We start from the raw sequence: 24483 nt of genomic DNA, 5'->3' as shown, positions 1-24483 counted from the left end.
TATTACTCCCGCATAAATTTTGCAACAATGCTTTCGAGGGCAAGTCCCCGTGAAGCTTTCACCAGCACGGCATCTTTATCCGTCTTCAACTGTTCACAACAGCAGTCAATTGTCGAGACAAACTGCTCCTTATCCGCAAAAATCGCCACGTCGGTATCCGCCATCCCTCCTTCCAGAGCACCTTTTTTCACTGCCGAAGCAAACTCTCCAATAATGGCCAGCCGGTCAATATCAAGTTCTGCAGCACGTCGGCCAATTTTTTCATGGGCAGCCTCCGAGGAACTGCCGAGTTCGAGCATGTCTCCAATCACGGCAAACTTCTTGCCCGGGAAAGAAGCAAGGACCTTCAAGCCCGCTGCCATGGATCCCGGATTGGCATTATAACAGTCGTTAATCACTGTAAATCCACCGGGAGCAGTGAGCAGTTCCATACGCCTGCCAACATTGCGAAAGTCGGCCAGACCCAGGGCAATTTCCTCCAGATCGACACCCAGAGCAGTGCAGACGGTGGCGGCGGCAAGGGCATTCCCCACGTTATGTTCACCGGCCGCGCCGAGGAAAATATCTCTCTTTGCCCCCCCGCAGTGGAGGGTGAAATTGCAGCGTCCCCGCCCCGCTTGACGAATATCGGTGGCATACAGATCGGCTCTGCTCCCCGCCGCACTGAAGGTAATTTTGCGACAAAGGGACTTCTCCGCCTGAGCGCGAATCTTTTCATCATCAATATTGACGACAAGAAGACCATCAGCACGGGTTCCCGCGAAGAGTTCGCCTTTGGCGGCGGCAACACCGTTGAGGTCTCCAAGACCGGCAAGATGCGCCCCGAATACATTGGTAATGACGCTGATGTCCGGGTCAGCAATTTCTGCAAGCCGGGCAATCTCTCCCGGTGCATTCATCCCCATTTCAAGAATAACTGCCCGCTGATCCACACCAATGGGCAACAGCGACAGAGGCAGGCCGATGAGGTTATTGAAATTCCCCGCTGTTTTCAGTATGGAGGTCTCTGGGTAATATTCCCCCACCGGCCATTTGCGGCGCAGAATGGCGAAAATCATCTCCTTCACGGTTGTCTTGCCACAACTGCCGGTCACGCCGACAACGTTCTGTTCACGCCCCTGTGCGGCCAGAAAACGGGCAAGGGCACGGCGGCGAAAGGCAGCCATGTTGCCAAGAGCACGAGTGGTATCAGCAACCACAACCTGACAGACATCAAGCGGCAGTTCCCGCTCAACGACGAGACAGAGATTGTTCTTCTCCACCGCGCCCGGAGCAAAATCGTGGGCATCATGATGTTCACCGGTGAGAGCGACAAATATTCCCCGGGGATTTTCCATGCGGCTGTCAGTGGTTACAGCACCAGACATGCCGGCATTCCCGACCACCCGTCCTCCGGTGGCCTCTGCCAGCAGTTGTGACGTCCAGGAAAAGAGTGCATTTTCAGCACGACGGCGATCATCGAAATAACATCGTCCTCTTCGACTGATCTGATAGGGTTCGTGTCCCTTCCCGGCAATAACCACCACATCCCCTGCTCCCATTGAGCGGATGGCCTGATCAATGGCCTCATCTCGACTGGCTGTAACAACACACCCCTTCTCTTTTTCCGAACGGGTGAAAAGCCAGTCCTTTTGAAAAACAGGGCAGCCAGCAGACTCAACCCCTGGCAGAATCTCTCTGATAATCTCAGAAGAGAGTTCCGAGCGGGGATTATCATCGGTAAGAACAACGACATCGGCCAACCGTCCCGCCACTGCCCCCATCAAGGGTCTTTTGCCGGAATCACGGTCCCCTCCACAGCCAAACACCACGCATAAATTGCGGTGAGGCAGCACAGCGACAGTCTCCAGAACCTTCTCCAGCGCATCAGGCGTATGGGAATAGTCGACCAGCACCACCGGCCCTTTCGATGCCCATGCTGCCTCTACATTTATCCGCTCTACCCGGCCGGGTGCACCTGTAAGAGAGGAGACATCTGCAGCAATATGCTGAGTCACCATGCCAAGCGCAGCGGCCACCCCCCAGGCAGTCAACAGGTTTTCCACGTTGTAACTGCCAATCAACAGCGTGTTGAAGAAAAAGGTTTTGCCGAAAGCGCGGCACTCAACTTCGGTATAATCCAGGTGCAGCCTGCAATTGATCAATCGTAAATCATTGTCCTCCGCCGCACCCCAGCGAATCATTCGCACGCCGGGGCGGCTTTCTGCAAGAACAGCGAGTTTATGCCCTTCAACGGAAGGATTCGGAATCACAGCCACGCCGTCATCCGCAAGATATTTTGAAAAGAGCAGTGACTTTGCGTTGAAATATCTCTCCATTGTACCATGGTAATCAAGATGATCCCGGGAGATATTCGTAAAGGCCGCCGCTTCAAACTGCAATCCGTCTACCCGACTGCGGACAAGGGCGTGAGAAGAAACCTCCATCACCACAATTTCCGTACCGGCGTCAACCATTGCCCGAAGCAGTCGATGCAACTCAATGGGTTCCGGAGTGGTAAGGTGCGCCGGAAAAGAGAGGGTTTTCCCGTTCACCGTACAGCGATTATTCACCGTACCGATAACACCGACAGCTTTCCCGTCTGCAAGAAGCAACTGCTCCACCAGCGAGGTGACCGTAGTTTTTCCGTTGGTCCCGGTAACGGCAGCCAGGCGCAGGGACTTCGCCGGATTTCCGTAAAACCAGGAGGCAATAACGGGACAACAGACAGAAGTATTGTCAACCTCAATAACAATGACACTTTTCTCTGCAAGAAGAATACGAACCTTTTCCGAAATACCACCAGTCTCACACACCACTGCAGCCGCACCTCTGTCGGCAACATCCGCGAGAAAGGAGTGCCCGTCCACAGAGGCTCCGCGCAGTGCAATAAACAGAGAACCGCTCTTCACCTCGCGGGAATCGCAGGTGAGAGCGGTCAATGTTCTATTCTCGACTCCATCATTTTTCGACGACTCTGCGTGATCACCGAATCGCTTTAAAAGGGAATCCAGTGTTCGTTCTGTCATTGCATTTACCTTTTACAATTGTCTTTACCTTTTACCGTTAAGGTGCATTATCTGCCTCAACTTTTCCGTATATTCTGAAGAGCCGTTCTTTCTGCAGGCACTTCATCACTGCATTGTTTTTTCTTTGCTCACAGCTTTAAATATCTCCAGCTGTTTCTGCTTCAGAACAAGCTGGCAGGAGGCATCCTTTTTTAGAATCGTTCCTGCCTCTGGACTCTGCTGAACCACCCGTCCAGAACCTGCGATTGAGATTTTTAGAGGAATTCCCTCAAGCATACGCAGACTCTTGCGCAAACTCCTGCCCATGAGATCAGGCATCTTCACCGGTTCGTCTTTCCTGCCCTCTTGCCGATTCATCACCTTGTCACCCTGCACGACGATGGTACCCCTGCACTGCCAGTTTTCCCCGTCTCCCTCTTCCGGCGAGAGCAGATCAGAAGCACCTGCGGAGACCATGTGCAGTATCCCAATCCTCCGCATTTTTTCATCGATCAGGGAACGGATATTTATTTTTTGGGCCTTGAGTGTATTTTCCCGCGAGAAAGGAGCATAACCACGAACCTCCGCTACCAGCAGAAACACCAGCGGACTCTCACCAGAAGGAATATCGGCAAAAACCACCTCGTCCTGAATAAACACATCACCCGCGTTCTCTTCAGGAATCGTCCCCGAGGCCTTACCCTCAAGATATATGGTGGAAAAACTGCCTTTTTTTCCCATTGCCGTGAAGAGGCGGTCAACCCCCTTCTGTACCAGCCGGGGTGGAGGTCCCGGAAAAGAAATCTTCTCCACCGGCTGTCCGGCCTGATCTGTCGAATGGACCGTTTGCGCAATCACCGCCGGTTCACCTGCGGGCAGACCATGGAGCAGGGTACTCAGACCGACCAGCAACGTCATTGGCGTAGAGACCTCGGGCAGCATATCCAGACCGCGATCACGATTCCGCTGCAGCAGATGTCCGTTAAACGGCTTCTGATCACGCGGACCACTGTAGAAATCGGCGTAAATTTTTCTGTCCAGATTCAATGCAGTAATAAGCTGGAGTTGTTTGCCAGCCTGTACCTGTGGGATCAGGGACCAGCCTCCATACTCCTCAACCTCATCATCCGCCTTGAGGAATGCTGCCGAGTCCCGTAACAGTACGCGAATTGTCTCCGGAAGCAGCATCGGTTTGAACATCATGCTGTCAAGGATTCGTGAACCATAGTGAGCAAAATCATTGGGGTTAAAATCCGGGAGCTGTCCGAGAGCAACAATACTGCCACTCTTTGCATCAAGAACACAGCCAACGACCCGCATATCCTGACCACAGGAGGTCCCCTGACGCCGCACCGCAGCCAGGACATCTTCCAGCGGCTGCTGAATCTTCAGATCAAGTGAGAGGACCAGATCTGTCCGCGCCTTTCCCCCTTCTCCCTGAGGCTCTTTGAGCTTTGAGAGCAACCTGTCATACTGATGTTCGACTCCTGCAAGGCCAACACCGTTCTCGGAGAAACCAATCAGGTGCGAGGCCATGGTCCCACCAGGATAACTCCGGCGCCACTCCCGTTTCAGATAAACTCCGGGCAACGCCAGCCTGCCCAGTGCGTCTTCCTGTTCCTGACTGATCTGTCTGGCAATCCATACCCGCAGAGCCCCCTGTTTCAGTTTGCTCTCCAGTGAAATACGATCAAGAGAAAGAACTGATGCCAGTTGTTTCGCTGTCTCTGGAATCGAACGTGTCTCACGAGTCCTTACATAAACGGAAACCTGTTCAATAGTCTCAGCAAGACGTTTTTTACGACTGTCGTAAATTGTACCGCGAACCCACTCACCGGCAGATTTTTCAATCTTTGCCGCTGGTTGCGGGATCTTATCCCCATTTCCGCCACGAAACAGAATCCAGATTCCGACGGCAAGCACCAGCGCCAATGCCACAAACCATAGAAGACGACGACTCCGGGTCCTGCCGGAGAGGCGAATACGTGTTTTGCGAACGGCCATGCCTCATTGTTTAGAGTATTTAGAGTAGCGAAACTTGTCGATACTTGAGTCATAAACACCAATCTGTCGACCGGAAGCCGGATACAAATCAAGTTTTTCCGCCAGTTTTGCCATATTTTCAGGACCCCATATTCGGGCACGCCGCGCCAGCAGGGATATATTAATCATTTCCAGATTTTGATACTGTTCCGTCATCTTCACCATGCGGGCGTCGGAATCATTAATGAGTGAGGTACAGATCAAGTTGCACACCAGCGCCACGGGGACCACAACGAGGGCTACCCGTCCGAAACGTTTGACCATTGCCCCACTTGCAGTCAGTCCAGCCACCCCCTCGACAAAGGGTGCCACCAGACGGGTGGCAAGGACGACAAGACCTCCGCAGTAACCTGCCCGCCCGTATCGCGCTCCAGGGTGTACATATGCGTGAGTACTGCTGTGGAATCTCATTCCTTCTCCTCTCTTTTTTCCAGCTTCTGCGCCACCCTGAGACGGGCACTGCGTGAGCGGGGATTTCTCTCAACTTCTTCACTGGAGGCACCTACAGGCCTGGAGGTGATAACTTCAAGTGCGGGATTCTCTCGAAACTTCCTTTTTACCAGCCGGTCTTCAAGGGAATGAAAGGAAATGACACAGAATCTTGCCCCCGGCTTCATGTAACGGACGCCACTGTCGAGAGCAATTCCAAGGTTTTCCAGTTCCCCGTTTACTGCAATACGAAGGGCCTGAAAGGTCTTCGTGGCAATATGAATCCTTTTGGGGTGAAACCTTCTCGGGACGGCGGCATTGACGACCTCCACCAGTTGCCTCGTTGTCTGAAGCTGCTCCTTTTTTCTTGCGGTCACGATTGCTGCCGCAATCCTCCGCGCCTGCCTCTCTTCGCCATAGTAATAGAGAATATCGGCAAGCTCTGACTCATCCGCCCGAGCGAGAATAGACGCCGCTGTAACACTGCGCCGATTATCCATGCGCATGTCAAGCGGCTCATCCCGCTGAAAGCTGAAGCCCCGCCCCTCGTGCAAGTCCAGTTGCAGGGAGGAGAGACCTGCATCAAGGAGCAGGCCATCAACTTCACAAATGTTCAGGTCGTCGAGCCCTTCTGCCAGCTCGGCAAAATTTCGTCGAACCGGGATTAAACGTTCTCCGAAGGAAGCCAGTCGCTGCCGGGATTTCTGCTGAGCACTGGAGTCCCAGTCAAAGCCAACCACCCTGCCATCAGGACCGGAACGCTGGAGGATTCCCTCAGTATGGCCACCAAGACCAAGTGTGCAGTCCACATAAAGTCCGCCGGAGCGGGGCCTGAGAAGTTCCATGCACTCCGCAAGCAGGACAGAGACGTGAATAGATGCCGGATCACACATTTACAACAACCCTATTTCTGAGAGTTCTTCTTCGTATTTACCGAAATCTTCGAGGGTTTTCGCATTTTCTTTTTCGTAAACCTGCGGATCCCAAAATTCAAACCAATGAACGTTTCCGGCCACAATCACTTCCTTTTTGAAATTCAATTTTTCCCGGTGAACCGAAGAAATAAGCAGGCGACCCTGCGTATCAACCGAGGTCGTAATTGAGTTATTTACCAGTGCCCGCAAGAGTCGGCCCATACCTTTTTTAACTCCATCGCCGAGCAGCCTGTCTTCATACTTTGCCCATTCATCTTCAGGATAAGCACGGAGATGATCGTTCCAGAGAACGAGCACAAGAGAACCTGCATTCAGCACAGTCAACACGGAACGAATTTTTGCAGGGATACTGACCCGCCCTTTTCCGTCCATCTTATGTGCCGAATGACCGCGAAATCTATCGTTCGCCATCGTCTTCCCTTTTCCCCCACTTTACACCACTCTCTTTCTTTTTATAGTATCAAAGGGGGTGAGTCAAGGAAAAAACTATCGGATTTTCGACAGTATAGCACAATACTGTCCATTTCATACAAAATACAATATATGGTAGATCGACAGGTAGAAAACCCTGTACAGAGTAGCTTTTAACAATTCAAAGAAAATCAATTTTCACCTTGAAAAGCCCCATATTTCACGTCAAATCGGGCTTTCCAGAGGGAGGTGTAAACATGGTTAATGTGAGCAAAAAGAGTGCAAATAAAGGGCGGTGGAAGAAAGTGGAGGAACAAAGGATGTTTGGGAAAAAGGAGACATTGAAATAATTTTACGCGAATGGCGGGTTATCAATCCGCGTAGATTATCACCTTATTTCTTCCCCTTTGCTTTGCATGATAGAGAGCCTTGTCGGCTCTCTCCAAAACCGATTTTATACTTCCATCTTCAGCGAGATACTGAGCAATCCCGATGCTTAAAGTTATATTGATCGTGCTCTTTTCGTGGCGTACGGGGTGTGCAGCAATCTGACAGCGAATTCTCTCGGCCAGGGAGAGGAGCTGCTCCTGCCCGGTCTCTCTCAGAATTATTGAATACTCGTCTCCACCTATTCGTGCAGCTACATCTGATTTCCGGATAACAGACATGATGGTTTCCGCCACACACTGAAGGACCTTGTCACCGACAGCATGCCCGTATGTATCATTGATATTTTTAAAGAGATCCAGATCAATCATCATGACAGAATAGGGTTTATGATATCTCCGGGCCTGACTATGGATTATTTCACCTTTTTCAAAAAAACCACGACGGTTGTTCAATTGAGTGAGGTCATCGATCCGCGCTTCTTTTTCGGCCTGTTGATGGAGAAGTGAAAGCTCCATAATCCGTCCATCTATGTGCTTTTCCGACAGCAGCTGTTGCGTCAGTTCTTCGGCTTTTTTCCTCCGCAGCAGGGCATTGATGGTGGCAACAAGCACGTTCTCGTCCACCGGCTGCACAAGATATCCGTCAGCGCCACCATCCAGCCCTCTGACCTTTGCCGTATCGTCAATATAGTAAGCGGAGAGATGCAGGACGGGAATGAAAGTGGTTAGAGGGTCAGCTTTCAGCTCTGCACAAACCTCAAAACCACTTTTATCCGGCAGTTTCACATCAAGAACGATCAAGTCAGGAATGTGCCGGGCGTACTCCAGTGCCTGCTGTCCGTTAATTGCTTCGCTGACATCAAAATTATGCATCCGCAACAGTTTTGCCGTTACATATCTTCCTGCATCATTGTCATTCACAACCAGAATCCGTTTTTGTTTTTCTGCCGGCATAACATGTTCTCCTAAATTTTCGGCTTTGCAAAACGAACGACCGCATCCCGAATGTTTACCAAAACGACCTCGCGTGTGATAGACTCCTTTGAAAGCACAGCCAGGGCGCTCTTTCTCAGGGCCGTTTGCTCTGCGTCGTCAAGTACCTTTGAGGTCAGGATGATAACGGGTATGTCGCAGGTTGAGGAATCTGCCTTCAGCCGCATAAGTGTCTCGACACCATCCATCTCCGGCATCATCAGATCAAGAAATATAATATCCGGCTGCTGTTCCGCCGCTGTTTTCAGACCTTCCACACCACCTGCAGCTTCCAGTATCCGATACTTCGTATCTGTCAGCAGCCCTTTCATGATGTAGCGCCCCACCTCTTCGTCGTCAATCACCAGTATTTTTTCAACTACAAGTGCAGGCAGCCTGGTAACGTCAGGCAGGGGCAGCATTGATTTCGGTACAGTCTCTGCCGATGATACATAGCAGATCGGAATACTGACTGTAAAGGTAGAGCCCACCCCCAGAATACTTTCTACTGTCAATCTGCCGCCAAGAAGTTCGGCAAGCTTTTTGGCGAGTGACAGCCCGAGGCCGGTACCCTTAATCTTGTTGTGCAGCGGCATGTCAACCTGAGTGTACTCTTCAAAGATTCTGTCAAGGTCCCCCGGCGGAATTCCGATGCCGGTATCCGTTATGCTGAATGTTATCTCCGAACTGTCCGGGTCAGTTTCTGCCTCCACCCGGATTTCGCCAAATTCAGTGAATTTTATGGCATTGGAGATTAAGTTTCGAAGAATCTGCGCCAGTTTCCCCTCATCGGTGAGCATGGATGGAAACCCGTCAGTCTCTCCAAATTCAAATTTTACTGCGGGATTGACCAGCAGCGGTTTGAGCATTCCCCGCAAGGTGCTGAAGGTGTTGCCGATCTCAAACTTTTCCGGATGGACCTCGGTTTTGCCCGCTTCGATCTTGGCGATATCAAGGAGGTTGTTCACCAGCACTAAAAGATCTTCAGCCGATTTGTGAATATAACGCACCTGTTTTTCCTGTTCACTGGAGAGGTCACCATCTATCCGATCACTTAGAATCTTCGCCAGAGAGAGAATTGAGCTCAACGGTGTCCGGAACTCGTGACTCATGTCCGACAGGAAACGAACCTTGAGTTCATTGGCCTGATTCAGATGTTCCGCCTTTTCATCAAGTTCAGAGTACAGGGCGACTATACCTCTGTTGGTGTCTTCCAGCTCTCTGTTCATTGCTTCCAGGTCGGCCTTGCGCTGATGCAGTTCGTTCATGGCGACCAGCAGCTCCTGGTTCTGCTGCTGGATTTCCTCAAAGGGGTTCTGAGACGTGTGACGATTGATTTCTTCAGCAATCCTGTCGAGAACCTGCGGGGTAACCACGGCTGCCGACGATGGAATTTCCTTGCCGAGGAGAACGGTCGTACCCGTGCCCGGCGTTGAATCAATATGGAAATAATCCATCAGGCGGCGCGTGCCGATGATACCAAGGCCCATACCTGTTTTGGAAATATAGCGCCCTTCAAGAATTGCGTCCAACTCCTCAAGACCACCCCCCCGGTCACTGACGCGAACCATGAAGCGTTGTGGTCGGTCACTCCCCCCCACCAAAAAATCGACCTCGCCACCACCGGCGTATTGGAAGGCATTCCGGGCAATCTCGGATACAGCAGTACCAATTCTGGTCTGCTCAGTACTGTTAAAACCAAGCAGCCCGGCAATAGTGCGCGCCCGCTGCCGGGCGAGGACGATGTCATGCTCATAACGCAATGCTACTTTGATCAGAGAGATATTCATTTTATGACCTTTGGGGACATCGAATATCAAAGAAATGTTTCAAGCGACCCCTTTGATTTTTTTAGCGACGACAACACAGACATCGTCCCTGCCGCGAGTAAAATCGCGATACAGCACTGCGGCAATAACCGAGGGATGGCAATGTACGAGCTGTGGATAATCACCCAGATTCCAATGGGTGGTAAGGCCGTCAGAATGCATGACGAGCAGGCTGTTATCATCCCAGGGATAGGTAAATTCCTGCAACGTGCGTGCTTGATAGCCAGCGGTGCCGTTCTGCGAAACCAGATTCTTTTCAACTCCATCGCAAATTATACGAGCATAGATATTGCCAATGCCGGAATATGTAACGATCTTTTTTGCATGATTGATCTCCGCCACGGCGATCACCGCGCCGCGTGTGCTGCGCAAACCGGCATGCAACGCCGCGACAATGGTTTGTACTGTTGCCGCCCTGTTTTTTCTGAAGAGCGTCACCGCCTCGAAAGATGCCAGAGCTGCATCCAGCCCATGACCAAGGCCGTCAGCCACCAGCACCAGACTTCTTGCAGCGTTCTGCTCCGTCGCGCAGTTGTCACCGCAAACCTCTTCGCCCGGGAAGGGGAAGCGGAGAGCGCTGATTTCAAGGGGAAAAACGGGAAGTTGAGTGTGGGATGAGCCTGCCAAAAAACGGCTCATGACGACCGTTCCTTTCCCCGGCAGGGAATGGATGTCAAACTGGGACGAATTCCGCAGCACAGCGCCAAGACCGGTGCCGGAACTGCCAGCGGTGGAAAAGCCATCCTGCATGCTGCGGGCAACGTTGCCCATGCCCGGCCCCTTGTCGATGGAGAGAATTTCCATTCCCTGGACATCGCCACATTTTAGCGGGCGGAGGATCAACTCTCCCCCCTGCGTATGCCTGGCCAGGTTGGTGGCCAGCTCCGTAACGATTAACGCCACAACACCACTGTCGTTTTCAGTAAAGTTCACAGTCTGGCAGAATGACCCCGCCAGCCGCCTGGCTTCGCCAGCCTGACTGCTCTCCTCCACTGGAATAACGATAAGATCTTTCATATCCACCTCGTGATTGAGACTGTCGTACCGATTCCCGGTGTCGAATCGATCGAGAAGTCATTGACCAGCCGACGAGAACCACTTAAGCCAAGTCCCAGGCCACCGCCGGTGGTATAGCCATCAGTCAGTGCCAGGTCAATATTCTCAATACCCGGCCCCTGATCGCTGAAGGTAAGTTTTAGCCCGCGACGGTTCCCCTCGTTGATGACATCAAGGGTGGCCGTGCCTCCGCCGCCGTAATCAACGGTGTTGCGTGCCAGTTCACTGGTGGCAGTAACGATCTTGGTCTGATCAACCAGCCCCAGACCGATCTCTATTGCCAGAGCCCGCGCCCGTTGACGAACCCGAACAACGGCATTGTCTTCACGCAGCTCCAGTGTTTCACTCTTCAGAATCATAATCCGCGCCCTCCACCTCATGAGCGACGAGACCATTCAAAACTGACATTCCCTGTTCAACATTGAGAGCGGTCCGCACCCCAGACAGCGACAGACCGAGTTCGACCATGGTGATGGCCACAGCCGGCTGCATGCCAACCACAACCGTTACCGCATCAAGCATGCGCGACATGGAAGCAACACTGCCGAGCATCCTGCCAATAAAAGAGTCAACCATTTCCAGGGACGAAATATCAATCAACACCCCTTTGGAATTGTGCTCGACAATTTTGGTAGTGAGATCGTCCTGCAGCGCCATGGCGAGGCGGTCGTACATGTCCACCTGAATGGTGACCAGCAGAAACTGCCCCATCTTCAGAATAGGAATTCTATCCATAATGTTATCCATGACAGCTCCTTATACCTGCCGCGATGCCCGCGAGACCTTGACGCCGGTCTGTGCAAAAGCGTGACGGATAGCATCGGCCAGAGTTGCCCTGGTGGTAATGTCCGAGAAGGTGACACCCAGGTGTACCATCGACTGGGCTATCTGTGGCCGGATACCGCTGATAATGCATTCGGCACCCATCAGTCTGGCGGCGCTCACTGTCTTCATCAGGTGCTGAGCTACCAGCGTATCCACTGTTGGCACACCGGTAATGTCGATGATCGCCACCGACGATTCTGTCCTGACGATCTCCTGCAACAGAGTTTCCATCACGACCTGGGTGCGGATGCTGTCGAGAGTGCCGATCAGCGGCAGGGCAAGAATTTTGTCCCAGACTTTGACCACCGGAGTGGAGAGTTCCAGCATCTCGTTCTGTTGCCGTCTGATGATCTCTTCCTTTGTTTTTATATATGACTCCGCAGTATACAGGCCCAGCTTATCGAGCAGCACGGTTGCTGCCCACAGTTCTTTGCCAGGTGTGTTGACATCCCTGCCAAACTCCTTCTGTATCAGAGTAAAGAGCGGTTGTTTCAGGGAAAAAATAAACGTGGCTGTTTCTGTCGGGGTAAAGCCAAGACGGGTGCGTGATTTGGTAATGTTGTCCAGCAATTGCAATGTTTTTTCCCAATGTGCCCCCTTGATATCGACCAGCTCCCCACCCTGAATTGCCAGTTGAAAGGCATTGTAAAAATCAGTTGTATCCTGCTTCACCTCAAACTCTGTCAGCAAATTTTCATGCAGTGGAATTACCGCAAGCTGTTCCTTGATCCAGTCGGTCAGCAGTTCTTGTTCGTACTTTTTAAAAAGTTCTGTCAGGTTGTTATTGGTATCCACGTTATGTTCCTTATTTTAGTTTGGTAGATTGATCAACGGCTTGAATCCATAGAGGGCAACATTGGATAATTACCCGTTTTCTGCATTACAGTCAAAAAATTATCCTCAGAGGTACACGCCAGCCTCCGATATTAAAGGTTCCCTAAAGTTATAGGCGGGTACATTTCCATGAAGAACAGCGAAGATGAAGAAATAGAAGGTTCTTCAAGATACTCTAACGTGCATGGCCTCTGCAGGGAGCTGAAGAGGAATACATCTTTGTCCTTATCCCTTGTGAGCTTTTACCCCCTTTGCGGTTAAACAGCTTTTCTTTTCACCGTGAAAAGAAGAAAAAAAACAGAGAGAGGATTAAAAGAGAAGATACTGTGGGGAAAGCTGAAGGGTCCGCTAATACGAATGTAAAGGCAGGGGGACGGGAGACAGGAGAAAGGAGACGGGAGACAGGGAAAAGCAAAAGACGGAACAGCGAAAAACTTTTTGCCAAAGGAAAGCTCTAATCATGCGAATAAAGGCAAAAAACTTTAAGAAGTTACGCTTTTATAAAAAATGCCCTTTTTCGTATGATTAGACCATTTCTATTAAGTTATGCTCGTTTTACATCCTGTTTATCCATTTGTAATTGCCAAAAAAGATGTCTATGCAGTTGCGTTCTCTGGTCAATACAAAATGTAAATGGTATAAAAAGTGCTCTATTCGTCAAACAAAATCGGCGGAGACAGCGGGTGATGCGGCATTTTACGACTGAAATGCGCGTAAGCCTGAGCGGTGGCAACCCGGCCGCGCGGTGTCCGTTTAATAAAACCGGACTGAATCAGGAAGGGTTCATAGACATCTTCAAGGGTGTTTTTTTCCTCACAGACAACGGTGGCAAGGGTCTCAAGACCTATAGGGCCGCCATCAAATTTGTCGATGATGGCAAGCATGATACGGCGGTCCATATCGTCGAGGCCGAACTGATCAACACCAAGCAGGTCAAGTGCCGCCTGCACCACCGTTTTATTCACCACCTTGTGACCGCCAACCTCAGCAAAATCCCGTACCCGCCGCAGTAGACGGTTGGCAATACGCGGGGTTCCCCGGGAGCGTCTGCCAAGTTCAAAAGCACCTGTCCGGTCCACCTCCATGCCAAGAATATGGCCGGAGCGCTGCACAATGATAACAAGCTCTTCCGGACTGTAGAATTCAAGGCGCAGAACCACACCGAAGCGGTCCCGCAACGGCGCGGTGAGCAGTCCGGTACGAGTGGTGGCACCAACGAGAGTGAAATGCGGCAGATCCATCTTCACTGAGCGGGCACCGGGCCCCTGGCCGATAATGAGGTCAAGCTGGAAATCTTCCATTGCCGGATAGAGCACCTCCTCCACAGCATGGTTGAGGCGATGAATTTCATCGATAAAAAGGACATCCCCCTCCTCAAGGGAGGTGAGGATGGCGGCAAGGTCGCCCTGTTTTTCGATTACCGGGCCGGAAGTGGCTTTTATGCCAGCACCCATTTCGTGGGCGATGATATGAGAAAGGGTTGTCTTGCCAAGGCCGGGAAAGCCATGAAAGAGAACGTGATCCAGCACTTCGCCCCGGTTGCGGGCGGCCTGGATAAAGATGGAAAGCGACCTGCGCAGCTGCTCCTGGCCAATATATTCATCCAGGCTTTTGGGACGCAGCACATTCTCGTTCCCCGACTCCACGGCCTGTGGAGTCGGGGAAATAATGCGGGAATCTTCGCTTTGCAGGTCTTCTTCGTAGTTCATATACCGTTCATATCCTGAGAATGCAGGGTGCCATCAAAAAAGCCCTGCTTCTAAACGCATTTACGCCAGAGCCCTCAGGGCGAGGCGGCTCAACTCCTCTACCGCCATCTCGCTGAAGGTCTCTTCGCCAACCTCTTTCTTCACTCCAGCCAGCGCCGTACGTACCTGGGTCTCGGAGTACCCAAAGTTGGTCAGAGCAGAGACAGTGTCCTGCACCGCCGAACCGCCTCCGGTCAGTGGTGTTCGACCAGAAATGGAGACTCTTCCGCTGGCAAGATGGGCGACCTTATCCTTGAGTTCCATGCAGATTCGTTCCGCAGTTTTTTTACCGATCCCCTGCAGAGTGGTGAGTCGTTTCACATCGCCATTGACGATGGCACTGCAGAGCGGCTCGACCCGCAGCCCGGAGAGCATGGCCAGCGCCACCCTGGGACCAATCCCGGAGACGGTGCGAAGGAGAAGAAACAGCTCCTTCTCCTCCTCCGCGAGAAAGCCGTAAAGAGAAATGGCATCCTCCCGCACGTTGGTATAAACGTGGACGAAGACGCTTCCGCCCACCTCCGGCAGGCGCGACAGTGTGTCAGTGGACATCAGCAGCTCGTACCCCACATCGTGCACATCAAGAACGGCACGGTCGGCGTAGAGTGCAAGTATCTTTCCTGAAAGACGTGCTATCATAATTTTTTATCCAACAATGTTCTGCAACCTGCGGAGATCCTCAAAACTGCTGATTGGTATGGCAGATCGCCACGGCCAGTGCATCCGCAGCATCCGCACTCGGCGAACCCTGCAGTTTCAGTAATACCTTCACCATCTGCTGCACCTGCACCTTCTCCGCCTGGCCGTATCCCGCCACGGCCTGTTTCACCTGACGGGGAGGATAGTCATAGACCTTCAAACCGTTCTGCATGGCAGCTACTATCGCCGCTCCACGCGCCTGACCGAGTTTGAGTGCCGAGCGGGCATTGGAGGACATGAAAACATCTTCCACCGCCGCCACCTCCGGCCGGTGAGTCTGAATCACTTCATTGAGACCATCAAAAATCTCATTAAGACGCCAGGCCAGCGGATACTTCACCGTAGTACGGATTGTCCCGCAGGTGATATAGACAAGCCGACTGCCAGAGGCTTCAATAACCCCATAGCCGAGAATCCGACTGCCGGGGTCAATGCCGAGAACACGCACCATTCAGGAAAGCTGCTCCAGCAGATCTTCATCAATATCGAAGTTGGAGTAGACGTTCTGCACGTCCTCATGATCTTCGAGCATATCCATCAGCCTGAGCAGATTTTTCGCCACGTTCTCTTCGGTGACAGCAACGATGTTCTGAGGGATCATGGCAATCTGTGCCTCAACAAATTTCACACCGTCGTTTTCCAGCGTCTCACGGACAGAATCAAAATCCTCCGGAGCGGTGAAGATCTGAAACTCATCATCCTCCTCCACCACATCATCAGCTCCGGCCTCAAGGGCCTTGTCCATGAGAATCTCTTCGGAGATAACACTTTTATCCACCTGGATGAGCCCTTTCTTATCAAACATATAGCTGACGCAACCATTCTCACCAAGGTTGCCATTACACTTGGAGAAGGCGTGGCGCACATCAGCCGCAGTACGGTTGCGGTTGTCGGAGAGGCACTCCACCAGCACGGCAACACCACCCGGGCCATAGCCTTCATAAAGGATCTCATCATAGACCTCCCCGGCAATCTCACCGGTACCCTTCTTGATGGCACGGGCAATATTATCTTTGGGCATGTTTTCAGCCTTCGCAGTCGCCACGACGGAGCGAAGACGCGAGTTACCGTCGAGGTCACCGCCGCCGGAACGGGCAGCCACGGTAATCTCTTTGATGAGACGGGTGAAGATCTGACCCCTCTTTGCATCGTTTGCGCCTTTCTTTCTCTTAATAGTTGACCACTTGGAATGTCCTGACATAAAAGCACCTTACTTGTTTATGTTAATGGGGCGGCCAGCAGACCGCTTAAAGTAACGGGTCTCACTTCTTGTACTTCATTCCGAGCACAAATATCTCCCGGCTCTCCACCCGTGAACTGTGTGGTTTCACCACCTTGACCATGGCAAAACGCTGTTTCATTTCCTTGACAAATTCGGGAAAATCCTCTCCCTGAAATACCTTGACGATATAATGGCCTCCGGGCAACAGCAACGTCTCGGCCAGCTCCAGGGTGTGACGTACCAGCCGAAGTGACTTCTGAGAATCGCTCCAGCGGTTGCCGGTGGTTTTTGGAGCCAGATCCGAGATCAACGCCTTGAATGCCGGACGAAATTTCCGAACCAGCGGTATCAGCTCCGGCTCCATAATATCCTGCTGAAGCCAGAAAATCGGAGCTCCATCAGGACGAGGGCTCAGGTCGGTCTCCTGCAGATCGACTCCGACTACCACCCCGCCGGGCCCTACCACTTCCGAAGCATAAAGAGACCAGCTTCCGGGAGCGCAGCCCAGATCAAGCACGGAATCCCCCCGCCCGAGAAATTTATATTTCTGCTGCACCTCTTCAAGTTTATAGACAGAGCGTGCCGGATATTTGTCTTTCTTTGCCTTTTTCGCATAATAATCGTTTATTTTACGCACTTTTTTAGCCCTTTTACCTTGCTTTTACAAGCCCTCTTAAGGAAGGAAGCCACGCGCAAACTGCAGCGCCTGTGACCGATCGTTAACCTCACCTTCAACCCTCGCCTCATCAAGTGCCGTGAGAATTTCCCTGAACAGCGGCCCCGGGACAAACCCCATATCGATAAGATCCTGCCCGTTGAGCAACGGCACGCCGGTGGTAATGGGAAGGATGTCGTTCCGCCAGGTCTCCTCCACCAGCACAAAGAGCTTTACCAGTTCTCCGCGCATAAAATCATGATGTTTTGGATTTCCCGCCAGTGTATCCGAGAGAGCGACGAGAAAGAGCCCGAAGAGATCATCCCCCGCCCTGCGACAGAAACGAAGGACCCCCTTTTTACTCAGCATCTCTTTCCGCCGAGCCCCCACCAGGTGAAAGGGCTGCATGTGCATGCCGATAAGCACCCCCACCTGCCTGCGGTCCGCAGCACTCCACCGACTGCGCCTGGCAAACTGCTCAAACAGTTTACGGCTGAGCTGGTCATGGCCGTAATAGGTGGTGTGGCCTTTTTCTTCGTCTTCGTTTTTTGTTCCCGGTTTGCCAATATCGTGGAGAAGTGCCGCCCATTTTAAGCGGCGAGAACTGCCTTCCTCAGCAAGATACCCGTTCACCTGCGCCAGAATCTCGGGAACGGGGAAATACGTTTCCGGGCAGGCAATAATTTTCTCTGCCATCTCCAGCGCGAGAAAAGAGTGTCCCAGCACATCAAGGTGATGGAACTCCTGCGGCTGACTTACCCCCTCGGCAAGATACAGTTCAGGCAGGAGGTATCGCAACAGGTTATCATCTGCCATGAGTTTGATGGTTTCCGAAGTGCGTGGAGAATCAAAGATCCTGCACAGTTCACTGCTGATCCGCTCCGGTGCCACCCGACCAATGGTCGGGGCGAGCTTCTTCACCTCTGTTCTTGTCCCGGCGTCCAGGCTGAAACCCAGTCTGGCATGGAAACGATAGGCCCGCACCATACGCAGCGGATCGTCAGCCAGAGTCCCGGGAAGGCTGCGAATGATTCGGTTCCGAAGGTCCTGTGCCCCCCCCGTTGGGTCTATGGGAGAATCACAGTGTCCTGCGGCAAAATCAGCGAAGGGAAGTGCCAGCGCGTTGATCGTAAAATCACGCAGGCACAGATCCTCTTCCAGACTCTGCGCCCCGTTACGCCACGCGGCAAAATCGACCTGTTCCCCCCGCCATACCAGCCGGGCAGCTTCCTCACCGGGGGTATCCGACAGTGGCACCAGCGCTCCGCCGTCAAGACGGGCGGCCAGAGCCCCGGCCCAGGCCAGAGGTTCTGTGCGCACCACCAGATCAAAATCCGCCGCCGGGTGATTGAGCAGGGCGTCACGCACCAGACCGCCCACAGCATAAAGCTGGCCACGTTCTTCCGCCACCGCACAGAGAGCGTTGATGAGTATTTCTCTATTGGTCATATTATATATGGGGACCTTGAATAACCACTCTTTCGCCCATCTTCTTTGTTACAGTCAAAAATTTATCCTCGGAGGTAAGCGCCAGACTCCAGGTAAGCGCCAGACTCCAGGTAAGCGCTAGACTCCGTGGTCAAAGTTATATCGGTGATAAACGGTAAGCCGGTATAAGTCCCTTCACGAAATTCTTTTCAAAAAAACACGAAAATAATTTCTAAGGTACTAACAGGCCTGCGGCAAATTTCTTGCTGTGCCTCGAATATGAACAAATGCAGGCTGTTTCAAGATACCCGTTCGGGTGATTTTCATTTTTTCATGGGAAAATTTTATATATTACCATATTTTCTGCAACAGACCAAATCCAATGAAAAATAACCAGCGTACAATCAAAGGGAAACTTCTGCCATGAGCCAGCCACCAACCATTTTTCTTGCTCCGCTGCGAGGTGTTACCGACTACATTTTTCGAGACACTCTTCAGCATTATTTCGAGGGTTGGGACTACGCCATCTCCCCCTTTATCACCCCGCAAAACAACTCTGATTTCGCAGATAAAACACTGAAAGATGTCTTACCTGTCAATAATCCGGGTCTGCCTCTTATTCCCCAGCTGCTGACAAACACACCGGAGCAATTTCTCATCCTCTCCCGCAGGCTGGTTGAACTCGGCTACCACCATCTCAACTGGAATCTCGGCTGTCCCGCGCCTCAAGTGGCAAAAAAAGGGAAAGGCTCAGGCATGCTGCCCTGTCCGGATAAAGTTGTCGCCCTTCTTGATACCGTTCTGCCGACACTGGAACAGCTGGGCTGCAGGCTGTCGATCAAAATGCGCCTCGGGTATCACAGGCAGGAGGAGAGTTTCGCTCTGCTGCCACGGCTCAACGCCTTTCCTCTCAGCGAGATCACCATTCATCCCCGCCTCGGCAGCCAGATATACCGGGGAACGACCGACGTAGAGAGCTTCACCCACTGTCTTGAACTGAGCAGCCACCGCCTGATCTACAACGGTGACATCACCTCACGTGCAGACTGGCACGCACTGCAGAAAAGATTCCCGCAGATCTCCTGCTGGATGATCGGCCGGGGAGCCATTGCCCGCCCCTTTCTCGCCGAGGAAATCAAAGGAAGAGAGTGCAGAGATCTCTCCAATCGCCTGCATCACTTCCATGCGGAGCTTCTGACCCGTTACAGCTCGGCATTTTCCGGTGACGCCCATATAACTGGCCGGATGAAACTGATCTGGAACTTCCTTTTCAATTCATTCCCCTTTGCCGAAAAGAAGATGCTCAAACAACTTCAAAAGTCCAGAACAATTGCACAATATCAGGATATTGCAGAATTGATCCTGCAGACATCCATTCCTCCGCATTAATTTTTTACTGACCAGAGAACGCGACTGCGTGGACATCTTTTGCTGTCTCCTGTCTCCCTTTTCCCGTCCCTGCCTTTAAATTCGCCAATATAAAATGTGAATTATATAACTCGAAAGAAGCCCCTCCCTCTTTATGAGTTCTTTTTCTTGTGAATTTGCACAAATTAAGATAAATTGCAATCAGAGAAGAGTGACTAATCAAGGCGGGTAAGTTCCCTGTCTTGTGGGGAAAAGAGGGAAATAATGAATAAAATCGAACAATTCACTATTGCGTGCGCTTTGTTAATAGCCCCGGCCCAGGCAGGCGCTGCGGAAAGTTTGACGGATGCTGTTTCCGTTTTTTCTGCGGATTCATCTACCCTCAGTCGATATATCACCGTCCGCCCGGGTCTCACCAGTTTTTCTTACGAAAACAATTCTGACAATACGAAAAGCTCCGTCACGGATATTCATCCTTTCTCCGGTTCCTTTCGACTCAGCGCAGGCCTTCTGCAAAAGGATCAGGATACAGTCTCATCGCTAAAGAATAGTGCCATCGAAAACCGCCACTCCGATTATGCGATACATCGAATGGATACTCTCTCCCAGGATCCGGCGTCTTTTTCACAAAAACCCTATGTCGGTTTTGGGTGGGGGCTTTCTCCGGATGAAAAAGGGAACTGGTTTATCAATCTTGATTTGGGAATAATGTATCAGGGAAATGACTGTACCGGTTCTGATGTTGAGCGCTGTTCACAGTTGAACAACACCTCTGCAGACAAGTTGAGCGTTCAGGACGGGCTGGAGAAATATGGCTGGTTCCCCGTCCTCTCCGGAGGAGTTACATTCAAGTTCTAAATTCGGCGAAACAGGAACGCCATTCAGGGCTTCCTCTCCGGTTTTTTCAGCGGCGTACCTTGACCATCGCATTTTTTATTGAAAGTGCCCAGGGATGATAATTCCGCAGGAATGGAGGGAGTCCTTTCAACGCCCGGGTTGCCTCTTTCATCGTACGATATTCCCCGTAGAAAACCATCAACCGCCCTGGATTGTTCCCTCTGATAAAGAGATAGAGATTGCTGGCAAGATAGCGATACTGCTCTTCCGCCAGCATACGTTTGAGATTATTCACCGCCACCTGTGAAGTCAGGATCATCAGCTGTACAGTGTACATGCGGTCTTTAGCACCGTTCTTCCAGCCCATACCGGCAACGAGACGATTCTGAAGCAACCTCTCTACGCGAATTTCACCAGGGGAAGCCGAGACATTCTCCAGTGACAGAGGAGAGAGTACTTCAGTCGTCTCTGTTGCGAAGTTGGCCGAACGGCGTTTTTCACGCCCGGTCGGATGCAATATTACGACCTTTTCCTTTGTTGCTCGTGAGGAAAGGGCTGGTGCCGTTTTTGCCTTTTTCACCACTTGAGCAAGAATTTCATTGGGTCGCAGGACATTATATTTTTTTTTCCGATAAAGCGGTGAGATCTTCACGATTTCTTCAGGCCTGCTCACACCACTCAGTGAAAGACCAACATCATCAAGTTTCTCCATCTTCCCTTCTCCGGAGCCGTCGTCCGCTGCCTCTGTCTCTGTCGCTGCTGCGATCTTTTCACCTGTCTCTCTTTCGTGGGAGACCTTCACCCGCGAAGCAGTAATCGCCTCCGGTCGCTCAGGCTCCTCTCCAGTCATCGCAGCCTGCAGGGCATCCCGCTCAGCTTTTTTAAATTCTTCTTCCGCCGCACTCCCGCTCTGAAAGTCGCTCTCGCCGGACTCGTTTTGTATCACGTCAGGAACACTCTCCTGCTCATTGCTTCCGGAGAAAAACATCCAGGCAGACAGACAGAGGCCAGGGATCAGAACACCGAGAAGCACAGGCTGCCAGTGTTCTTTCATCCAGCCACCTGCACTGCGGAACAATTTCGAACCCATCCTGCGCAGCATCTCAGCAAAACCAGGCTCTCCGAACCCGCCCTTTGAATTTTCTTCTTCCACCTCATCAATCAGGGTCATGAAGGAGCTGTCATCGCCGGGGTTTTTCATCGCTGCCCTGGAAAGTCTATTCACAGCCCGCAGACAACCGCGGGCAGCAGAACAAATCTGCTCCACTTTTTCAAGCGAGAAGGCATTGCGGGCGACATCAAGTGGATCAATTTTTTTCTCTACCGTACTAAAAACATAAGCCTTGGCCTCATCTTCTGAGAGCAGGTTGAGAGTATAAAAGGACTCTGGAATCTCTTCAAAATCAACGATATTGAGTTGCTCATAGTTTTCAATAAAAACTGGCCGACCAGCAAAAAGGATATGCACTCTGCACCCTTCGCGGCGAAAAATATCGATCATTTTACGGATGCGTTCAAGGGTGGCGAGATAGATATTCTCTGCCTCATCAAAGACCACCAGTGCCGGTCTGTCACTTTTTTTCAGAGCCTCGGCAATCCTGCCGATAGTATCATCAGGATCTCCATCTATAGCCTCAACTTCATCAGAAATACCGAGATCGACGGCAATAGTTGCCACCACCTCTCCAAAGGTTTCAACGGTATGCGGGAAATAAACGCTGTCAAAATCATCCTGTTCACAGAGGATTCGACAAAGCATGGTCTTCCCCGTTCCCTCAGGCCCGGTAAGGATCATCAGTGAGGCATCGCCGATAATAACTCCGTCTACCCCTGAGAGAATTTTTTCAAACTCTGCTCCCGGAAAGTAATTGGAAGTATCAACCTCATCCTGAAACGGTGCGACCATTGAGACCTGCTCCTGTTAGGAATTTTCGCCCATCTTCTTCGTTACAGTCAAAAAAAATTAATAACGATATCAGCATATTGCTTCTTTTTCACTGCAAAGAACAAGAAAAACCGTTGTCTTTACCCTTTGTGCCCTTCGCGGTAAAATTCTTTGTCCTTACCCTTTGTCAACCTTAGCACCTTTTGCAGTAAAACAGCTTTTCTTTTCACTGCGAAGAACGCTGAGAAATGCGAAAAAAGACAACAGCACAATGTACCATATTCCGAAAAGAAGATGAAACGAAACACAATTCCCGCTGATATTTTCTCCCATCTACCGTACAATCACCGCCCAGACCGAAGGGAAGAAAGAGACCTCGTTCCGACAGACCACAGGCGCAGGAATCCAACACGTTTTCCAGAAAAAAAGAGGCGTAATACCATTTACATTCTGTATTGACCAGAGAACGCAACTGCGTGGACATCTTTTTTGGCAATTACGAATGAGTAATAATTCATGGGTATCCGAAGTTAAGCCGTACAGTGCACCAGAATTATTCTGGGTGCCTTGATGGGCGAAAGACTGATTATTCAAAGTTCCCTTATGAATAAGATTGGCTACCACGGAAAACACGGAAGGACACGGAAAACATCAATTATCTTAAAGTAACAAATTTAAAACCAGGAGTATTAATCAACTTTGGGAGTCATCCGAAAGTCGGGGTTAAGCGTTTTACGCTCTAATATTCCGTGCTTTCCGTGTCTTCCGTGGTTTATTCGTGGTTCCTTTTGTCGTTTGTAACCATGAATGGATAAACAGGATACAAGACGGGGTATAACTTAATAGGAATGGTATAACTCACCATTCGCGTAAACTGAAAAACTATCCGGAATTACTCTCCAGGCCGGAATAGATTTCTGGTCCCAGACCAAGAAGTTCCAACATCCTTACTTGTAACGGTGAAAGTGGTGTGACATGGTGAAAGATTTGCCCGGCTAACTCGATGATCGTCAGAGTGATTTGGGAATAGGCCTTCAGGATTCTTTCCGCTGTTGGAGAATCCGTTTCCTTCTTGGGATTTTCTGCGTGGAGGCCTGTGAGTTTTTCGCTATTTTGCTGTAAACCTCGACGAACGACAAACTCAATCAGCGTTAAGGCTCGCAAGGCTATACTCAGAAGATTTGTCAGACCTTCAACTTGGTCATTTCTTTTGACAAAGACAGGATCTAAGGAGAGCGGAGCTCCCTTAAGACGATGAAATCCTCTTTCGATTGTCCACTCGTCGCGGTATGTGAGCACTGCGTTTTCAAAGCTCAACTGGTCAGGAGATTCGTTTGTGACGTACGCTTTCCAACCCAATGTTTTCTCTAATTCAGTGATTGCATCCTCCCGTCTTTCCACGGATGTAATCTGGTATCGGACCTGTGTGACTTGTTTCTTTTTGCGGTTCTCACTGCCGCGACCTTGTCCTATATATTGAACGAGTACTTTTTCTTCACGCTCAAAATGATAGCGAAGCAATCCCTGGACTTTATATTGTGTCAATATGGTTTCAGCTTTTTCTTCAAGCGTTTTTGCATCCCGAATCTGACGTTTTCCGCGAGCAGGAGCGGGAGTTAATGCCTCCAACTTTTCGGTGGCCGTGGCGAGTCGTTTTTTTAGATTTTTCGACAGTGTTTCCCTGTATTTGGAGGAGCAAATAAGAAGAACGCGCTCTTCCCATTCGACTCTCTTTTCATCTTGGTCTATTGAACAGGTTCGAGTGAATTCATAGCCTTGGCCAAGAGATATTTGCTCTCCGTTTTTGTCCAGCTTTCGGCTGAAAACAGGACGAAGTTCTCGGCTTCCATCCAGGCCTTGCTGTATCCAGACAGGCATTTGGGTGGCTGTTTTACCGGTTTGAGGCAAAGGACTGAGATAGCAATGTTCGA

The 24483-nt window shown here is 51.0% G+C and carries 22 protein-coding genes; 3 read left to right on the top strand and 19 right to left on the bottom strand.

Annotated features, from left to right (window positions below; translation table 11 throughout):
• Positions 1-2 precede the first annotated feature (2 nt).
• From JWG39_RS01730 to JWG39_RS01650, 17 genes are all read right to left on the bottom strand, one after another.
• Positions 3-3008: a UDP-N-acetylmuramoyl-L-alanyl-D-glutamate--2,6-diaminopimelate ligase gene (locus tag JWG39_RS01730; RefSeq protein WP_205217628.1), complete on the bottom strand. Its 3006-nt coding sequence runs from the start codon at positions 3006-3008 to the stop codon at positions 3-5.
• 105 nt (positions 3009-3113) lie between these two features.
• Positions 3114-4991: a PASTA domain-containing protein gene (locus tag JWG39_RS01725; RefSeq protein ID WP_205217627.1), complete on the bottom strand. Its 1878-nt coding sequence runs from the start codon at positions 4989-4991 to the stop codon at positions 3114-3116.
• 3 nt (positions 4992-4994) lie between these two features.
• Positions 4995-5441: a hypothetical protein gene (locus JWG39_RS01720; RefSeq protein WP_205217626.1), complete on the bottom strand. Its 447-nt coding sequence runs from the start codon at positions 5439-5441 to the stop codon at positions 4995-4997.
• Positions 5438-6352 (bottom strand): 16S rRNA (cytosine(1402)-N(4))-methyltransferase RsmH, encoded by a 915-nt coding sequence (rsmH, locus tag JWG39_RS01715; protein ID WP_205217625.1) that lies wholly within the window; start codon positions 6350-6352, stop codon positions 5438-5440. Before rsmH ends, JWG39_RS01720 begins: the two co-directional genes overlap by 4 nt.
• The gene (locus JWG39_RS01710) at positions 6353-6805 is read right to left on the bottom strand and encodes a division/cell wall cluster transcriptional repressor MraZ (protein ID WP_205217624.1); all 453 of its coding nucleotides are present in this window, start codon (positions 6803-6805) and stop codon (positions 6353-6355) included.
• Positions 6806-7176: 371 nt separating this feature from the next.
• Positions 7177-8148, bottom strand: a complete 972-nt coding sequence (locus JWG39_RS01705) for a GGDEF domain-containing response regulator (RefSeq protein WP_205217623.1) — start codon at positions 8146-8148, stop codon at positions 7177-7179.
• 11 nt (positions 8149-8159) lie between these two features.
• Entirely contained in the window at positions 8160-9956 is a 1797-nt protein-coding gene (locus JWG39_RS01700) for an ATP-binding protein (protein WP_205217622.1), read from the bottom strand.
• A gap of 39 nt (positions 9957-9995) precedes the next feature.
• Entirely contained in the window at positions 9996-11012 is a 1017-nt protein-coding gene (locus JWG39_RS01695) for an ATP-binding SpoIIE family protein phosphatase (protein WP_205217621.1), read from the bottom strand.
• Complete coding sequence (locus JWG39_RS01690; protein ID WP_240191936.1) at positions 11009-11410, bottom strand: anti-sigma regulatory factor; 402 nt, start codon at positions 11408-11410, stop codon at positions 11009-11011. Before JWG39_RS01690 ends, JWG39_RS01695 begins: the two co-directional genes overlap by 4 nt.
• Positions 11394-11786, bottom strand: a complete 393-nt coding sequence (locus tag JWG39_RS01685) for an STAS domain-containing protein (protein WP_369130556.1) — start codon at positions 11784-11786, stop codon at positions 11394-11396. Before JWG39_RS01685 ends, JWG39_RS01690 begins: the two co-directional genes overlap by 17 nt.
• Positions 11787-11807: 21 nt before the next feature.
• Positions 11808-12671 carry an STAS domain-containing protein gene (locus tag JWG39_RS01680; protein ID WP_338032165.1) on the bottom strand — a complete coding sequence of 288 codons (864 nt, stop codon included), beginning with the start codon at positions 12669-12671 and terminating at the stop codon, positions 11808-11810.
• A gap of 689 nt (positions 12672-13360) precedes the next feature.
• Positions 13361-14419, bottom strand: coding sequence for a Holliday junction branch migration DNA helicase RuvB (gene ruvB / locus JWG39_RS01675; RefSeq protein ID WP_205217620.1), 1059 nt, complete (start codon positions 14417-14419; stop codon positions 13361-13363).
• A 60-nt stretch (positions 14420-14479) separates the two neighbouring features.
• Entirely contained in the window at positions 14480-15097 is a 618-nt protein-coding gene (gene ruvA / locus JWG39_RS01670) for a Holliday junction branch migration protein RuvA (RefSeq protein WP_205217619.1), read from the bottom strand.
• A gap of 40 nt (positions 15098-15137) precedes the next feature.
• Positions 15138-15605, bottom strand: a complete 468-nt coding sequence (gene ruvC / locus JWG39_RS01665; protein WP_205217823.1) for a crossover junction endodeoxyribonuclease RuvC — start codon at positions 15603-15605, stop codon at positions 15138-15140.
• Positions 15606-15608: 3 nt separating this feature from the next.
• The gene (locus tag JWG39_RS01660) at positions 15609-16358 is read right to left on the bottom strand and encodes a YebC/PmpR family DNA-binding transcriptional regulator (protein ID WP_205217618.1); all 750 of its coding nucleotides are present in this window, start codon (positions 16356-16358) and stop codon (positions 15609-15611) included.
• Positions 16359-16419: 61 nt separating this feature from the next.
• The gene (locus JWG39_RS01655) at positions 16420-17016 is read right to left on the bottom strand and encodes an SAM-dependent methyltransferase (RefSeq protein WP_205217617.1); all 597 of its coding nucleotides are present in this window, start codon (positions 17014-17016) and stop codon (positions 16420-16422) included.
• Positions 17017-17052: 36 nt separating this feature from the next.
• Positions 17053-18483: a CCA tRNA nucleotidyltransferase gene (locus JWG39_RS01650; RefSeq protein WP_205217616.1), complete on the bottom strand. Its 1431-nt coding sequence runs from the start codon at positions 18481-18483 to the stop codon at positions 17053-17055.
• Between the two features lie 402 nt (positions 18484-18885).
• On the opposite strand from JWG39_RS01650, the gene JWG39_RS01645 reads away from it, so the two are divergent.
• Both JWG39_RS01645 and JWG39_RS01640 read left to right on the top strand, forming a co-directional pair.
• On the top strand, positions 18886-19851 hold the full coding sequence (locus JWG39_RS01645; RefSeq protein WP_205217615.1) for a tRNA dihydrouridine synthase: 966 nt from the start codon (positions 18886-18888) through the stop codon (positions 19849-19851).
• 243 nt (positions 19852-20094) lie between these two features.
• Positions 20095-20688: a hypothetical protein gene (locus JWG39_RS01640; RefSeq protein WP_205217614.1), complete on the top strand. Its 594-nt coding sequence runs from the start codon at positions 20095-20097 to the stop codon at positions 20686-20688.
• A gap of 46 nt (positions 20689-20734) precedes the next feature.
• On the opposite strand, the gene JWG39_RS01635 is transcribed toward JWG39_RS01640, so the two are convergent.
• Positions 20735-22573, bottom strand: coding sequence for an ATP-binding protein (locus tag JWG39_RS01635; protein ID WP_205217613.1), 1839 nt, complete (start codon positions 22571-22573; stop codon positions 20735-20737).
• Positions 22574-23202: 629 nt separating this feature from the next.
• Here JWG39_RS01635 and JWG39_RS16980 point away from each other — a divergent pair.
• Complete coding sequence (locus JWG39_RS16980) at positions 23203-23295, top strand: GxxExxY protein (protein WP_205217822.1); 93 nt, start codon at positions 23203-23205, stop codon at positions 23293-23295.
• A 139-nt stretch (positions 23296-23434) separates the two neighbouring features.
• Here JWG39_RS16980 and JWG39_RS01625 read toward each other — a convergent pair.
• Positions 23435-24483, bottom strand: a 1049-nt coding sequence (locus tag JWG39_RS01625; RefSeq protein ID WP_205217612.1) for an IS1634 family transposase, incomplete at its 5' end; no start/stop codon positions are given.

It is taken from the genome of Desulforhopalus vacuolatus, from assembly GCF_016918505.1.
Lineage (GTDB): Bacteria > Desulfobacterota > Desulfobulbia > Desulfobulbales > Desulfocapsaceae > Desulforhopalus > Desulforhopalus vacuolatus.
Note: the sequence above shows the minus strand (reverse complement) of the source record. Positions and strands in the feature narration are given on the sequence as shown.

Bases quoted from the DNA above. Each gene is read 5' to 3' on its own strand.
- JWG39_RS01640 (WP_205217614.1), top strand. From the start codon at position 20,095: ATGAATAAAATCGAACAATTCACTATTGCGTGCGCTTTGTTAATAGCC.
- JWG39_RS01720 (WP_205217626.1), bottom strand. From the start codon at position 5,441: ATGAGATTCCACAGCAGTACTCACGCATATGTACACCCTGGAGCGCGA.
- JWG39_RS01645 (WP_205217615.1), top strand. From the start codon at position 18,886: ATGAGCCAGCCACCAACCATTTTTCTTGCTCCGCTGCGAGGTGTTACC.
- JWG39_RS01700 (WP_205217622.1), bottom strand. From the start codon at position 9,956: ATGAATATCTCTCTGATCAAAGTAGCATTGCGTTATGAGCATGACATC.
- rsmH (WP_205217625.1), bottom strand. From the start codon at position 6,352: ATGTGTGATCCGGCATCTATTCACGTCTCTGTCCTGCTTGCGGAGTGC.
- JWG39_RS01685 (WP_369130556.1), bottom strand. From the start codon at position 11,786: ATGGATAGAATTCCTATTCTGAAGATGGGGCAGTTTCTGCTGGTCACC.
- JWG39_RS01705 (WP_205217623.1), bottom strand. From the start codon at position 8,148: ATGCCGGCAGAAAAACAAAAACGGATTCTGGTTGTGAATGACAATGAT.
- JWG39_RS01635 (WP_205217613.1), bottom strand. From the start codon at position 22,573: ATGGTCGCACCGTTTCAGGATGAGGTTGATACTTCCAATTACTTTCCG.
- JWG39_RS01710 (WP_205217624.1), bottom strand. From the start codon at position 6,805: ATGGCGAACGATAGATTTCGCGGTCATTCGGCACATAAGATGGACGGA.
- JWG39_RS01695 (WP_205217621.1), bottom strand. From the start codon at position 11,012: ATGAAAGATCTTATCGTTATTCCAGTGGAGGAGAGCAGTCAGGCTGGC.
- JWG39_RS01725 (WP_205217627.1), bottom strand. From the start codon at position 4,991: ATGGCCGTTCGCAAAACACGTATTCGCCTCTCCGGCAGGACCCGGAGT.
- ruvA (WP_205217619.1), bottom strand. From the start codon at position 15,097: ATGATAGCACGTCTTTCAGGAAAGATACTTGCACTCTACGCCGACCGT.
- JWG39_RS01730 (WP_205217628.1), bottom strand. From the start codon at position 3,008: ATGACAGAACGAACACTGGATTCCCTTTTAAAGCGATTCGGTGATCAC.
- ruvB (WP_205217620.1), bottom strand. From the start codon at position 14,419: ATGAACTACGAAGAAGACCTGCAAAGCGAAGATTCCCGCATTATTTCC.
- JWG39_RS01690 (WP_240191936.1), bottom strand. From the start codon at position 11,410: ATGATTCTGAAGAGTGAAACACTGGAGCTGCGTGAAGACAATGCCGTT.
- JWG39_RS01660 (WP_205217618.1), bottom strand. From the start codon at position 16,358: ATGTCAGGACATTCCAAGTGGTCAACTATTAAGAGAAAGAAAGGCGCA.
- JWG39_RS01650 (WP_205217616.1), bottom strand. From the start codon at position 18,483: ATGACCAATAGAGAAATACTCATCAACGCTCTCTGTGCGGTGGCGGAA.